12 protein-coding genes are annotated in these 12,703 nt (G+C 71.0%); 4 read left to right on the top strand and 8 right to left on the bottom strand.

Annotated features, from left to right (window positions below; translation table 11 throughout):
- Positions 1-5: 5 nt before the first annotated feature.
- Positions 6-1,277, bottom strand: a complete 1,272-nt coding sequence (locus tag AB0C19_RS06990; protein WP_357180642.1) for an MFS transporter — start codon at positions 1,275-1,277, stop codon at positions 6-8.
- Between the two features lie 125 nt (positions 1,278-1,402).
- Between AB0C19_RS06990 and AB0C19_RS06985 the strand changes: the two genes are divergently transcribed.
- Positions 1,403-2,605: an FAD-dependent oxidoreductase gene (locus AB0C19_RS06985; protein WP_357180639.1), complete on the top strand. Its 1,203-nt coding sequence runs from the start codon at positions 1,403-1,405 to the stop codon at positions 2,603-2,605.
- The gene (locus AB0C19_RS06980; protein WP_357180636.1) at positions 2,602-3,519 is read left to right on the top strand and encodes an RNA polymerase sigma-70 factor; all 918 of its coding nucleotides are present in this window, start codon (positions 2,602-2,604) and stop codon (positions 3,517-3,519) included. The genes AB0C19_RS06985 and AB0C19_RS06980 overlap by 4 nt, the downstream gene beginning before the upstream one ends.
- Before the next feature lie 16 nt (positions 3,520-3,535).
- On the opposite strand, the gene AB0C19_RS06975 is transcribed toward AB0C19_RS06980, so the two are convergent.
- Entirely contained in the window at positions 3,536-4,441 is a 906-nt protein-coding gene (locus AB0C19_RS06975) for a LysR family transcriptional regulator (RefSeq protein ID WP_357180633.1), read from the bottom strand.
- A gap of 152 nt (positions 4,442-4,593) precedes the next feature.
- Between AB0C19_RS06975 and AB0C19_RS06970 the strand changes: the two genes are divergently transcribed.
- Positions 4,594-5,532 (top strand): SDR family NAD(P)-dependent oxidoreductase, encoded by a 939-nt coding sequence (locus tag AB0C19_RS06970; protein ID WP_357180630.1) that lies wholly within the window; start codon positions 4,594-4,596, stop codon positions 5,530-5,532.
- Positions 5,533-5,606: 74 nt separating this feature from the next.
- Here AB0C19_RS06970 and AB0C19_RS06965 read toward each other — a convergent pair whose 3' ends face one another.
- Complete coding sequence (locus AB0C19_RS06965) at positions 5,607-6,167, bottom strand: NAD(P)H-dependent oxidoreductase (RefSeq protein ID WP_357180627.1); 561 nt, start codon at positions 6,165-6,167, stop codon at positions 5,607-5,609.
- A 137-nt stretch (positions 6,168-6,304) separates the two neighbouring features.
- Between AB0C19_RS06965 and AB0C19_RS06960 the strand changes: the two genes are divergently transcribed.
- Positions 6,305-6,778 (top strand): MarR family transcriptional regulator, encoded by a 474-nt coding sequence (locus AB0C19_RS06960; protein ID WP_357180624.1) that lies wholly within the window; start codon positions 6,305-6,307, stop codon positions 6,776-6,778.
- A 33-nt stretch (positions 6,779-6,811) separates the two neighbouring features.
- Here AB0C19_RS06960 and AB0C19_RS06955 read toward each other — a convergent pair whose 3' ends face one another.
- From AB0C19_RS06955 to AB0C19_RS06935, 5 genes are all read right to left on the bottom strand, one after another.
- Positions 6,812-7,312 (bottom strand): anthrone oxygenase family protein, encoded by a 501-nt coding sequence (locus AB0C19_RS06955; protein ID WP_357180621.1) that lies wholly within the window; start codon positions 7,310-7,312, stop codon positions 6,812-6,814.
- A gap of 48 nt (positions 7,313-7,360) precedes the next feature.
- Positions 7,361-9,208, bottom strand: a complete 1,848-nt coding sequence (locus tag AB0C19_RS06950) for an IucA/IucC family siderophore biosynthesis protein (protein WP_357180617.1) — start codon at positions 9,206-9,208, stop codon at positions 7,361-7,363.
- Complete coding sequence (locus AB0C19_RS06945) at positions 9,205-9,813, bottom strand: GNAT family N-acetyltransferase (protein WP_357180614.1); 609 nt, start codon at positions 9,811-9,813, stop codon at positions 9,205-9,207. Before AB0C19_RS06945 ends, AB0C19_RS06950 begins: the two co-directional genes overlap by 4 nt.
- Positions 9,810-11,087, bottom strand: coding sequence for a SidA/IucD/PvdA family monooxygenase (locus AB0C19_RS06940; protein WP_357180737.1), 1,278 nt, complete (start codon positions 11,085-11,087; stop codon positions 9,810-9,812). The genes AB0C19_RS06945 and AB0C19_RS06940 overlap by 4 nt, the downstream gene beginning before the upstream one ends.
- 61 nt (positions 11,088-11,148) lie before the next feature.
- On the bottom strand, positions 11,149-12,687 hold the full coding sequence (locus AB0C19_RS06935) for an aspartate aminotransferase family protein (protein ID WP_357180611.1): 1,539 nt from the start codon (positions 12,685-12,687) through the stop codon (positions 11,149-11,151).
- Positions 12,688-12,703 lie beyond the last annotated feature (16 nt).

The following is a 12,703-nucleotide window of genomic DNA, read 5'->3' as shown; positions in this document are numbered from 1 at the left end:
CCCGCTCAGCCGCCGGCCGGGGCCGGGCGCAGTCCGGGCTGTCCGGCGGCCGGCTCCGCGCCGGCTCGGCGGATCGGGGTGAATAGGGCGCCGACCGCGACCAGCAGGCAGCCCGCGCCCGCCGCGAGCGTGACCGCTGGCGCGCCGTAGCGGCCGGCGGCCCAGGTCAGCATCACAGCGCCGGCCGGACCGAGGGCGTAGTGCGTGCTCCAGAACGCCGACGTGACCCGGCCCAGCAGGTGATCGGGTGTGATCTCCTGGCGCAGGGACATCGAACAGATCCCGCCGATGCTCAGACAGCACAGGTACACGGCGGTCAGCGTGGTGACCGCGGGCACTGTGGTGGCTATGCCGACCCCCGCCACGGCGAAACCGCAGATCGCGTGCGCGCCGATCCAGGTGGGGCCGAAGCCGCGACGGCGGCGCAGCGGCGCCACCAGCAACGCGCCGGCCACAGTGCCCAACGCCGCCAGGCCGAGCACCGTGCCGACGGTGCCCTCGGAGCCGCCGAGGTCGTGCGTGACGTGGTAGATCAACACGTCGACGAAGCCGTAGGTGAGGAAGATGAAGACCGACAACAGGACGGTCAGCGCGCGCAGCACGGGCTGTCGCCACAGGAACCGCGCCCCGGCCAGGAACTCCACCAGCGGGCGTTGCCGGGCCACCCCCTCGTCCGTCTGGACAGGGCGTAGTCGGATCAGCCACAGGCCGGCGGCCGAGAGCGCGAAGCTCGCCGCGTTGACGGCGATGGCGGTGGCCGGGCCGAAGCGGGCCGCCACCACACCGGCGAGCAGCGGCCCGAGGACGGCCGCCGCCGCGTACGTCGCCTGCAACCGGCCGTTGGCCTCGGTGATCCGGTCGGGGTCGACAAGGTTGCGGACCGCTGTCACCGCGGCGACCTGGAACAGCATGCCGGCCGCCTCACAGATGGGCAGCACGACGAAGAGCAACCAGACCTGCGGGCCCGCGAGCCATGCCAGTGGCACCACTGCGTAGAGCACCAGCCGGGTCAGATCCGCCACGATCATCAGGGTGCGGCGGTCGTACCTGTCGACCAGCACCCCACCGAAGATCCCGGCGACGACGGACGCCGCGCCCGCGACGGCGGTGAGCAGGCCCATCTGCGCCACCGACCCGGTCGCCTGGAGCACCAGCAGCGGCACCGCCAGGTAGGCGAACGAGTCGCCGGCCGCCGAGAGCGACTGGGCGACCCAGTACGTGCCGAAGGTCCGATCCCGCCAGAGCGGAGCCCGACCAGCGGCGGCGGATCGGCTCATCGCGCCAAGGGTAGTGAACGCGCCCCTCCGACGCTGGCCGTGGCGGGCGTCACATCGCTGCCATGTCACGAACCGACGAGCGGCACGCATCTCGTGGTCGTCAGTCCGATCAGAGAGGCGGAACAATGAGCACAGCGCATCGACAGGTCCCGGCGGGCACACACCGCGTGCTGATCCTCGGCGCGGGCTACGCGGGCATGGCCGCGGCGACCCAACTCGCGGCCCGGACCAGGCGGGCGGACGCGCAGGTGACGGTGGTCAACGCGCAGGAGCGGTTCACCGAGCGTCTCCGGCTGCACATGACGGCGACCGGTCAGCGGCTCGCCGAGCTGAACATCAGTGAGCTGCTGGCGGGAACGGGTGCGCAGTTCGTACGCGGCTGGGTGACGGCGGTGGACGCCCACGCGAAGACCGTCCGCGTCGACGACAGCCGGGTGCTGCGCTACGACACACTCGTCTACGCGTTGGGCAGCGTGACGGACACGGCGACGGTCCCGGGCGTCGAGGAGCACGCGGACACCCTGGACGGTCCGAGTGGCGCGACCACGCTGGCGGACCGGCTGGCACGGCTCGGCGCCGGCACTGTCGTCGTGGTCGGCAGCGGGTTGACCGGGATCGAGGCGGCCGCGGAGATCGCGGAACGGCACCCGGAGGTCGGTGTCACGCTGGTGGGCCAACAGGACCCGGGGGCGGGCATGAACCCGAAGGCCCGGGCGTACCTGCGGGCCGCGCTGACCCGCCTCGGCGTCCAGGTGATCACCGGGGCGGCGGTCACCAGGGTCCGGCCCGACGGGGTCGAGTTGGCCGGTACGGGGACCGTGGCGGCCGACGTCGTCCTCTGGACCTGTGGTAACCGGGTGGCGCCGCTGGCCGCCGCCGCCGGGCTGACAGTCGACGAACGCGGTCGCGTCGTCACCGACTCCACGTTGCGGTCGGTGTCGCACCCCGAGGTGTACGCCATCGGCGATGCGGCAGCGATCCGGCAGGGGTACGGGGTGCTGCACGGCACCTGCCAGAGCGGCATGCCGACCGGGGTACACGCGGCGGTGTCCATCGCCCGCGCGCTGCGGGGCAGGCAACCCAGGCCGTTCCGTTTCGGTTACTACCACACGCCGGTGAGCCTGGGTCGAAACGACGCGGTCGTGCAGTTCACCCGCCCCGACGACAGCCCTCGCCGCGGGTTTCTGACCGGGCGGATGGCGGTCTGGTACAAGGAGACAGTGAGCGCTTCGCCCTGGCCGACCTACCGTCGCATGTCGCGGTTGCCCTCCTCCGGCGCGTTCTGGCCGCGCGGCGGCCGCTTCACCCGTCTGCGGGACGCGCGGTGACGCACGCGCCGGACGCCGACGAGCAGGTGTTCCACAGTCATCGCAACTTGCTGTTCTCGGTGGCCTACCGGATCCTCGGCAGCGCGGCCGATGCCGAGGACGCGGTGCAGGACGCCTGGATCAGCTGGTCCTCGGCGGACCGCTCCCAGGTCGCCGACCCCAAGGCGTACCTTGCCCGCATCGTGTCGAACCTCGCGTTGCAGCGTCTGCGCTCGGCCCGGCACCGCCGCGAGACCTATCCGGGGCCGTGGTTGCCCGAACCTGTCCTGACCGGAGGGGACGCCGCCGACGCCGTCACCGACGGCGAGTCGGTGTCGATGGCGATGCTGGTGGTGCTGGAGACGCTCAGCCCGCTCGAGCGCGCCGTGTTCGTCCTGCGGGAGGTCTTCGACTTCAGCCACGCGGAGATCGCGGCGGCGGTGGAACGCTCCGAGGCCGCGGTCCGCCAGACCGCCCACCGCGCTCGCGAGCACGTGCGAGGGCAGCGGCAACGTTTCACTGCGGACCGGTCGCAGCAGCGCGGGGTCACCGAGCGATTCCTCGCCGCCTCGACCGGTGGCGACATCAACACCCTCCTGGAGCTGCTGTCTCCGGACGTCACGTTGTGGACCGACGGTGGCGGTAAGGTCCGCCAGGCCCTGCGTCCCATCAGGGGTGCGGGCACTGTCGCCGCGTGGTTCGCGGCCATCGGCACCGTCACCTACCAGGGCGTCGCGCCGCACGACATGAGCGCCGCCCTGGTCGAGATCAACGGGGGGCCGGGTCTGGTGTTCAGCGGTGCGGGTCGGGTGGTCGCCACCGTCTCCTTGGACATCGGCGCGGGCGGTCGCATCACCGCCATCCACAACGTCGCCAACCCCGACAAGCTTCGCGCCGTCGCCGACGGCACCACCCACCACCTCGCGACGCGGTGAGCCGGCCGGCTCACCGTCAGCCGGTGCTGGTGAGGTCTGTCGTCGCCGCGAGCTCCGTGACCACGTCCAGGAACCGGTGCAGCGTGGGCGCGGTGTTACCCGCCAGCCACACCATCTCGGTGTACGCGTAGGCGCCGGCCAGCGGGACGAACACCACGCCGGTGCGGCGAAGACTCGCCGCCGAGCGGGCGAGTCGGGTGACGCCGAGCCCGGCGGCGACCAGGCCGAGGAGGCTCTGCACGCCGGCCTCCTCCTGAACGACTGTCGGGACGAAGCCCGCTTCCCGGAACTGCTCCTCGTAGGCGCGGTGCCAGGGTTCCCAGGAGCTGCGCGGGGTCATGACCCACGGTTCGTTCGCCAGGTCGGCGAGGGTCAACTCGTCGCGCCCGGCGAGCGAATGGCCCTCGGGCAGCACCGCGCAGACCGGTTCGGTCGTCAGTCTCCTGGTCTCCAGGCCGGGTACGAGCGGGGTCCGGGTGAAGGCGACGTCGAACCGACCGTCGAGGACGCCCTGCACCAGGGGCGCGATGCTTGTGGACTCGGTGGCCAGGTGCAGGTCGGGGAGGTGGTGGCGGACTGCCCGGACCACCGGGGGCAGCAGGTGGTTGGCGACGGTGGTCAGGAAGGCGAGCCGGAGTGTGCCGATCTCACCCCGCTGGGCCCGTTCCACGACGGCGACGGCCTCCTCGGCGCGGTCGGTCACGGCGCGCGCCTCGGGCACGAACAGGGCGCCGATGTCGGTGAGGGTGGTGCCGCGGCTGTCCCGGTCGAACAGCTTCGCTCCGAGGGCGCGTTCCAGGGCGGTGATCTGCTGCGACAGCGACTGCTGGGCGATCATCAGGCGGGCGGCGGCCCGGGTGAAGCTCAGCTCCTCCGCGAGGACCAGGAAGTACCGCAGTTGTCGCAGCTCAGGCGTGGCCACAGGAACAGACTGTAGCCACGCCAGGAAGAGCGTGTTGGCCGTCTGCTCAGACCTCCGCGCACGATCGGTGCGAAGGGCGGCGCCGGCACACCGTACGCCGATACGGCGAGCCGGCGCGGCCACGTGAGGACACCCACCGAAGGAAGACGATCATGTCGGAACCACGCGTCAGCACGCCGTTCGACGCTCAATCCACCGCCGCCGACGTCGTGGCCGGTGTCGACCTGACCGGGCGACGCGCCGTCGTCACCGGCGCCTCGTCGGGCATCGGGGTGGAGACCGCCCGGGCGCTCGCCATGGCGGGCGCCGAGGTGACAGTGGCGGTACGGGACGTGGGGGCCGGAGAACGGACCGCGCGGGAGATCGGCGCCGGAACCGCGAACGGGCTGATCCGGGTAGCGCCGTTGGACCTGTCCGACCAGCGGTCGGTCGCCGCGTTCGTGGCCGCCTGGGACGGGCCCCTGCACATCCTGGTCAACAACGCCGGGGTGTCGGCGACCCCGGAGATGCGCACCGCGGAGGGGTGGGAGTTGCAGTTGGCCACCAACCACCTCGGCCACTTCGCGCTCGCCAACGGGCTGCACCGGGCACTCGCCGAGACCGGTCGGGCCCGCGTGGTGTCGCTGAGTTCCATCGCCCACGTTCAGGCCCCGATGGTCTTCGAGGACGTCAACTTCCGGGAACGCCAGTATGACCGTCTGCTCGCCTACGGCGAGTCGAAGACCGCCACCGCGCTGTTCGCGGTCGAGGCGAACCGGCGCTGGGCCGGCGACGGCATCACCGTCAACGTGGCCAACCCGGGTGCGGTCGCTACCAACCTGGGACGGCACCTCACCGAGGAGGACTACGCGCAGCTTCCGGCGTTCGACTTCAAGACTCCGCAGCAGGGGGCCGCGACCTCGGTGCTGCTCGCCGCGGGACCACAGCTGGAGGGCATCGGCGGCCGGTACTTCGAGGACTGTGAGCAGGCGGTGCGTCACGACCCGGCGGACCCGCTGCGCGGCGTCGCCGACCACGCGATCGACCCTGCGGCGGCGGCGCGGCTGTGGCAGCTCTCGCTGGATCTGCTCGCCGGCGCTCAGCGCGCCTGACGAGCACAGCGGGCCTCAACGCCCGAAAACGGCCGTGGGATCCCCCACGGCCGTTTCCGACAGGCGCGAGACGCTCAGCCCTTGCGCAGCGGGGCGAGCGCGCTGCTCCAGGCGACCACCTGGTCGAGCGTGGCGGTCAGCGAGTCCTGGTGGAACTGGTTGGGCTTGAAGACGCTGAAGTTCTCGAAGTCGGTGAAGAGCGACAGCGCGACCTGCGAGCGCACGTCGGCCATCTGGAGCTCACCGGAGATCAGACGCAGGTGCTCCACGGCGCGCGTCCCACCGACCGAGCCGTAGCTGACGAAGCCGACGGCCTTGTTGTTCCACTCGGCGTAGAGGAAGTCGATAGCGTTCTTCAGGGCACCCGAGGTCGAGTGGTTGTACTCGGGGGTGACGATGACGAACCCGTCGAACGACGCGATGGTCTCGGCCCACCGCTTGGTGTGCGGCTGGGTGTACTGGCCCATCGAGGGCGGGTACGCCTCGTCGAGGTGCGGCAGCTGGTAGTCGAGCAGGTCGATCAGCTCGTACTCCGCGTCGGAGCGCTGCTTGGCGATCTCGAGCACCCAGCGGGCGACGGCCTCGCCGTTACGCCCCGGGCGGGTGCTTCCGAGGATGATCCCGATCCTGGTCATGTGTGGCGCCTTTCAGAGGTCCTTGCCTGACGACCGGAACGCTAACCGGTGCTTGATTGGTCAAGCAAATATGCGGCCTATGGGCGTGATCACACGGAGGGTAAGCACTTGCTCAGTCAAACAAGTATGATAAGAGGATGTCCAACCCCTCCGCAGCGACTCCGCAACCCCTCACACCAGACGAGGAAGCCCTGGTCCGTGCCCTGGGCCAGGTGATGCACGTCCTACCCCGCGCTATCGACGCGGACATGGTTGGTGACCGTCAGCTACCACTCACCGAGTACACCGCGCTGATGAACCTCTCCGAGACACCGGAGCGGCGGATGCGCATGAACGAGCTCGCAGCGCTCTGCCACCTCTCGCTGAGCGGCATGACCCGCACGATCATCCGGCTGGAGACGCAGGGCCTGGTCCGGCGCGAGCGGTGCGAGGAGGACGCGCGCGGCTGGAACGCCGTCCTCACCGAAGCGGGCTACGCCCGCCTGGAGGAATCCTGGCCCAGTCACCTGGCCGCCGTACGCCGCCGGTTCCTCCAGCACTTCGAGGGCTTCGACCTCGCCCAGTTGGCCGGCGCGTTCCAACGCGCCGGCACGGCAGAGCCGACCGACTGAGCCAACGCCGCCGAGTCGGTCGCCCATCCGGCCTCAGCCGAGCAGCCGGCCCTCTGCCACCAGCGCCCACGCCAGCAACCCGAAGGCGCCGGCCGACGCGACGGCGCGGACCACGTTGCCGCGTACCCAGGTGACCTCGAAGCGCGCCCGCAGCGCCGCGAGGTCGGTGGCGTCGTCGACGTCGCCGGCGCCGGCCAGCAGGTTGTTGAGCGGCACGTTGACCACGGCGGTGACGCCGAGCACCACCACGTACAGCAGCAGCCCGGCGACGATCCACGGCAGCACCGCCCGACGCTCGGCCTCCAGGTGCAGCGCCGCCGCCAGCAGCGTGAACAGCAGCGCGCCCCCGAAGCACACGGCGAACCACAGGTTCAGGATCGACTCGTTGATCCGCCGCATGGCGAGCACCAGCGTCCGGTCGTCGGTGCGGGCCAGACCCGGCATGACCGCGTACGCGAAGGCGGCGAACAGCCCGGCGGTCAGGCCGGTGGTCATTGTGGCGGCGAACAGGCTGGCGGTACTCAGAGCTCCCATCCGCCTATTGCACCCGTTGGCGTGCGCGCCGACCAAATGCCATACCGGTCACCGGGCCGGAGCGTGGGCGGCGAGCGGGTTGGTGAGGGTGCCGACGAACTGGAGCGCCGCCGACGGGTCGGCCAGGTCGATCATCTGCTGGTTGTTGCGCAGTTGCAGCCGGTTGAGGCAGGACAGCGTGAACTCCGGGGCGAACAGGTCGTAGTGGCGGACCCGCTCGGCCAGGTGGGGCACCCGGTCGAAGTAGTCGGCGGCACAGGCCGCGACGGTGCGCCAGAAGTCGTCCTCGGCGAGCACACCGGCCTCGACCAGGACCGCGTTGAGGTGCCGCAGGAAGCAGTCCACCACGTCGGTGAAGATGCTCAGCAGCTTGGTGTCGTCGGGCACCTCGACGCGGACCCGCTCCACCGCCGCCGGCAGCTCGACAGTGTCGCTCATCACCGCGATCTCCTCGGCGATGTCCTTGAAGATCACCCGCTGCACGGTGTCCTGCTCGTCGAGGACCAGGATCACGTTCTCGCCGTGCGGCATGAAGGCCAGGTCGTGGGCGTAGAAGCTGTGCAGCAGCGGGGTCAGGTAGGCGTCCAGGTAGCGACGCAGCCACACCTCGGGCGCCAGACCGGACCGGGCGATCAACGCCGCCGCCAGTGAGCCGCCCTCGTCGTCGACGTGCAGCAGCGCGGCCATGGTGGACAGTCGCTGCCCCGGTGCCAGCTCGGGCACCGGGCTCTCCCGCCACAGGGCGGCAAGCATCTTGCGGTACGGGGAGGTGCGCTCGGTGGCCGCCTCGTACTGCCGGTGCCGGTAACCCACAGCGGCCCGCTCCCGGATGACGGTCAGGCCGGTGCCGGTCAGCACCTCGTCGGCGGCGATCAGGTCGGCCAGCCAGTCGTTGATCGCCGGGGTGGCCTCCATGTAGGCGGCCGACAACCCCCGCATGAAGCCCATGTTCAGCACCGACAGCGCGGTCTTGACGTAGTGCCGACCCGGCTCGCTGACGTTGAAGAAGGTGCGGATGGACTGCTGGGCGAGGTACACGTCCGGCCCGGGGCCGAGGTGCACCAGCCGCCGCTCGGCCAGCTCCCCGGCGAAGGTGACCGCCAGCTTGTTCCACCACTGCCACGGGTGCGCCGGGATCAGGTGGTAGTCGGCGAGGTCCAGCCCGAGATCGGCCATCGTGGCCGCGAACCGGGCCCGGGTCTCGGCGTCCAGCTCGCTCTCGATCAGCGTGTCGTAGTCGAGGTCGGCGGCGCTGCTGAACGTCGAGTGGTCCCGGTGCGCGGCCAGCCACTCCAGCCGCACCGGCGCGGCCGCCTCCGGGGCGTACCGGTGGTACTCGTCGACGCCGAAGCCGAGCCGGCCGTTGTTCGCCACGAAGCAGGGGTGGCCCTCGGTCATCGAGGTCTCGATGGTCTGGAAGTCCGCCTCGGCCAGCTCGGCGGCGCTCGGCGCGGCCTGGGCCAGCTTGTACGCAGTACCCGCCAGCGTCGAGGTGATCTCCTCCAGGTAGACCGGGAGCACCCGCGCGGAGAGCCCGAGGGTGTCGCGCAGTTCGACGATGAGGTCCACCGCGTCCGGGGCCAGCGAGGTGCCGTCACGGTGTCGGGTGATGCTGTCCGCGTCGATCTGCCAGTGCGCCAGGGCGAGCACCCGCGCCGCGAACCGGTAGGTGACAGTGCCGTCGTCGCTGCGGATCTCGTACCACTGCCGGTCGTCGGGGCCGGCCACGGCCTCCGGGCTGAGCAGCCGCTCGTGCGTGAACTCGGCGAGCGCCTTGCGGACCAGCAGCCGGTTGGCCCGGGCCCAGCGCTGCGGGGTGAGGTGCCCGACCGGGTCGCCGGAGGCGTTGTGCGCGGTGGCGACTGGCGGGTGGGTGGGGACGGCGGTGGTGGTCACGCCGGGGCTCCTTCGGTTCGGGTGGCAGCGGCGCGGTCGGCGGTGGCGCTGTCGGCAGCGGCCTGGAACTGGGCTCGGGTGCAGACGCTGAGCAGCGCGTCCTTCTCGGGCTTGGCGATCGGGCCGACGACGGTGAAGCCGACGGCGGCGTTCAGCGCGTGCACTGCGGTGTTGTGCACGTCCGGTTCGACGACCACCCGTCGGGTCGTCGGGTCGTCGAAGAGCCACGCCATGACGGTGCCGATCACCGCCCTGGTGAAGCCGTGCACCGGCGCGTCGACCGGCGCGCAGAGGAAGTGCATGCCCACATCACCGGGCTGGTGGTCGTACAGGCCGACCAGCTCGACGTGGGCCGGGTCGTAGCACTCCGCGAGGAAGGCGGGAGTCCCCCGCCACAGGCCGAGGTACGCGTCGTGGTGCGGGTGCTCGGCGATGCGCCGGTACTCCTCGGTGACCTGGGCCAGGTCGGCGTCCTGCATCATCCAGAACGCCGCCTTCGGGTGGGTCACCCAGGCGTGCAGCAGCGCCGCGTCGGCGTCCGGATCGAGCGGCCGCAGCGCGAACTCACCGAGCCCCTCGTCGACCCGGGTGAAGACGGTGGTCACGACGACACCCCGAACTCCTGGAAGGTGATGCTCTTCTCGATCGGGTAGTGCTCCCGGCCGAGCAGCTCGCTGATGATCCAGGAGTTGCGGTAGGCGCCCATGCCCAGGTCCGGTGAGGTGATGCTGTGCGTGTGGGTGCCCGCGTTCTGCAGGAAGATGCCCCGACCGCTGTGGTCGATGCTGTAGTTGCGGGCCACGTCGAAGCGGCCGTGCGCGTCCCAGCGGATCCGGTCCGATACCGGCGCGAGGAACTCCGGCACCCGGTAGTGGTAGCCGGTGGCCAGCACCAACCCCTCGGTACGCAGGGCGAAGTCGCGTTCCTGCTCCACCTGACGCAACCCCAGCGTGTACTGCCCGTCCTGGTGCTCGGCGCTGACCAGCTCGGTGTTGGTGAGTAGGCGGGTGTTCACCGGCCCGTCCACGCTGTGCGCGTAGAGCAGGTCGAAGATGTCGTTGATCAGGTCGGCGTTGATCCCCTTGAACAGGCCCTTCTGCTCGGACTCCAGCCGGTAGCGGGTCGCCTCGGGCAGCGCGTGGAAGTAGTCCACGTAGTCCGGTGAGGTCATCTCCAGCGTCAGCTTGGTGTATTCGAGCGGGAAGAACCGCGGCGACCGGGTCACCCAGTTGAGCTGGTAGCCGTACCGGTCGATGTCGCCGAGCAGGTCGTGGTAGATCTCGGCGGCGCTCTGCCCACTGCCCACCACTGTGATGCTGCGCTTGGTACGAAGCGCGGTGCGGTGCTCCAGGTAGTGGGAGTTGTGCACGGCGCCGCCGGGCAGGTCGGCCACGGCCGGGGGCAGGTGTGGCGGGGTGCCGGTGCCGAGCACCAGGTGCCGGGCCCGGTACTCCACGGTCTCGCCCTCGCCGGTGCTGGCCCGCACCACGTACCGCTCGTCGGCGGCGTCGTACTCCACAGTGGTCACGCTCTGACCGAAGCGCAGGTTCGGCAGTTTCGCCGCCGCCCACCGGCAGTACGCGTCGTACTCGCTGCGCAGCGGGTAGAAACTCTCCCGGATGTAGAACGGGTAGAGGCGGCCGATCTCCTTGAGGTAGTTGAGGAAGGAGTACGGCGACGTCGGGTCGGCGAGGCTGACCAGGTCGGCGATGAACGGAGTCTGCAACCGGGCCGACTCCAGCAGCATGCCGGGGTGCCAGGCGAGGCTCGGCCGGGCCTCCAGGAACACCCCGTCGATTTCGTCGATCGGCGCGGTGAGGCAGGCCAGGCCCAGGTTGTACGGGCCCAACCCGATGGCGATGAAGTCGTGGGTGGACATCGAGGTCTCCAGGCGCGGGTTCGTGGTCACGGCGTCAGCCGACGGGGCAGGTTCACCGGCATCAGCCGACGGGGCAGGTCAGGTCGACGGCGACGTGGTCGTGCACGTACTGGCCGGCGTGGGTGGCGATCAGGTCGAGCACGTACCCGACGTCGTCGACTGTGGTTTCCGGATTGAGCAGTGTGAACTTCAGGAAGTGCCGGCCGTCCACACGGGTCCCGGCGACCACGGCGAGACCGGACGCCGCGAGGGCCTCCCGGGCGTGCAGGTTGGCGGCGTCGGCCAACTCCCGGCCGGGGCCGGTGGGCAGGTAGCGGAACACCACGGTACTCAACTCCGAGCGGGTCACCACCTCGAAGCGCGGGTCCTCGCTGACCAGTCGCCAGGCGTCGGCGGCCCGGTCGACCACCTCGTCGAAGAGCCCGCCGAGCGCGTCCGGGCCCATCACCCGCAGGGTGAGCCAGAGCTTCAGCGCGTCGAAGCGGCGGGTGGTCTGCATGCTCTTGTCGACCTGGTTGGGGATGCGCTGCTCCACCATCCGGGCCGGGTTGAGGTAGTCGGCGTGGTAGGTGACGTGTCGCAGCGTCCGCCGGTCGCGGACCAGCAGCGCGCTGGAGCTGACCGGCTGGAAGAACGACTTGTGGAAGTCGACGGTCACCGAGTCGGCCCGCTCGATGCCGTCGAGCAGGTGCCGGCGCGTCGGCGAGACGAGCAGACCGCAGCCGTACGCGGCGTCCACGTGCAGCCACACGCCGGCTGCCGCGCAGATCCCGGCCAGGTCGGTGAGCGGGTCGATCGAGCCGAAGTCGGTGGTACCGGCGGTGCCGACGACGGCCATCACCACCAGCCCGGCCTGCCGGCACCGGGCGATCTCCTCGCGGACGGCCGCCGCGCTGATCCGTCGGCGGGTGTCGGTGGCCACCGCGATCACCGCGTCCGGGGCGAGGCCGAGCAGCTTGGCCGACTTCTGCACGCTGAAGTGACCGGCGGCGGAGGTGAGCACGCGCAACCGAGGCAACAGTTCGGCGCGCTCCGCCGGGCCGATGGCGTCGGCGCACGCCTCCTCCCGGGCCAGCAGCAGCGCCTGAAGGTTTGACTGGCTGCCGCCGCTGGTGAAGATGCCGTCGGCGAGAGGGCCGAGGCCGATCCGCTCCGCCGTCCAGTCGATCAGCCGGCGCTCGATGAGGGTGGCCCCGGCGCTCTGGTCCCAGGTGTCCAGCGAGGAGTTCACGGCGGTGAGCACCGCCTCACCGAGCAGGGCCGGAATGGCCACCGGGCAGTTGAGGTGGGCCAGGTAGCGGGGGTGGTGGAACCAGACGGCGTCGCGCAGGTAGACGTTCTCCAGCTCGTCCAGTGCGGCGCCGGCGTCGCCCAGCGGACGGTCCAGGTCCACCCGGTCGACAAGGGGGGCCAGCTCGGCCGGCGTGATTCCGGTGCCGGGACGGTCCACTGTCGCCACCCGACGGGCGACCCGGTCGACGCCGTCGGCGATCGTCCGGCGGTACTGCTCGACCGAGCCGCCATGCAGCAGCTGGGCCCGCGCGGCGGTTGACGCCGGTGGCGGCGTGGTGGTCTCGACGGGGTACGTCGGCACGGTCACGGAATGTCCTTCCACG

It is taken from the genome of Micromonospora sp. NPDC048842 (genome assembly GCF_040649935.1).
Taxonomy (GTDB): Bacteria; Actinomycetota; Actinomycetes; order Mycobacteriales; family Micromonosporaceae; genus Micromonospora; species Micromonospora hortensis.
The sequence above is the reverse complement of the archived record's forward strand: the minus strand, read 5'-3'. Positions and strand labels throughout refer to the sequence as shown.

Bases quoted from the DNA above. Each gene is read 5' to 3' on its own strand.
- AB0C19_RS06960 (WP_357180624.1), top strand. From the start codon at position 6,305: ATGTCCAACCCCTCCGCAGCGACTCCGCAACCCCTCACACCAGACGAG.
- AB0C19_RS06955 (WP_357180621.1), bottom strand. From the start codon at position 7,312: ATGGGAGCTCTGAGTACCGCCAGCCTGTTCGCCGCCACAATGACCACC.
- AB0C19_RS06940 (WP_357180737.1), bottom strand. From the start codon at position 11,087: ATGTCCACCCACGACTTCATCGCCATCGGGTTGGGCCCGTACAACCTG.
- AB0C19_RS06965 (WP_357180627.1), bottom strand. From the start codon at position 6,167: ATGACCAGGATCGGGATCATCCTCGGAAGCACCCGCCCGGGGCGTAAC.
- AB0C19_RS06970 (WP_357180630.1), top strand. From the start codon at position 4,594: ATGTCGGAACCACGCGTCAGCACGCCGTTCGACGCTCAATCCACCGCC.
- AB0C19_RS06990 (WP_357180642.1), bottom strand. From the start codon at position 1,277: ATGAGCCGATCCGCCGCCGCTGGTCGGGCTCCGCTCTGGCGGGATCGG.
- AB0C19_RS06985 (WP_357180639.1), top strand. From the start codon at position 1,403: ATGAGCACAGCGCATCGACAGGTCCCGGCGGGCACACACCGCGTGCTG.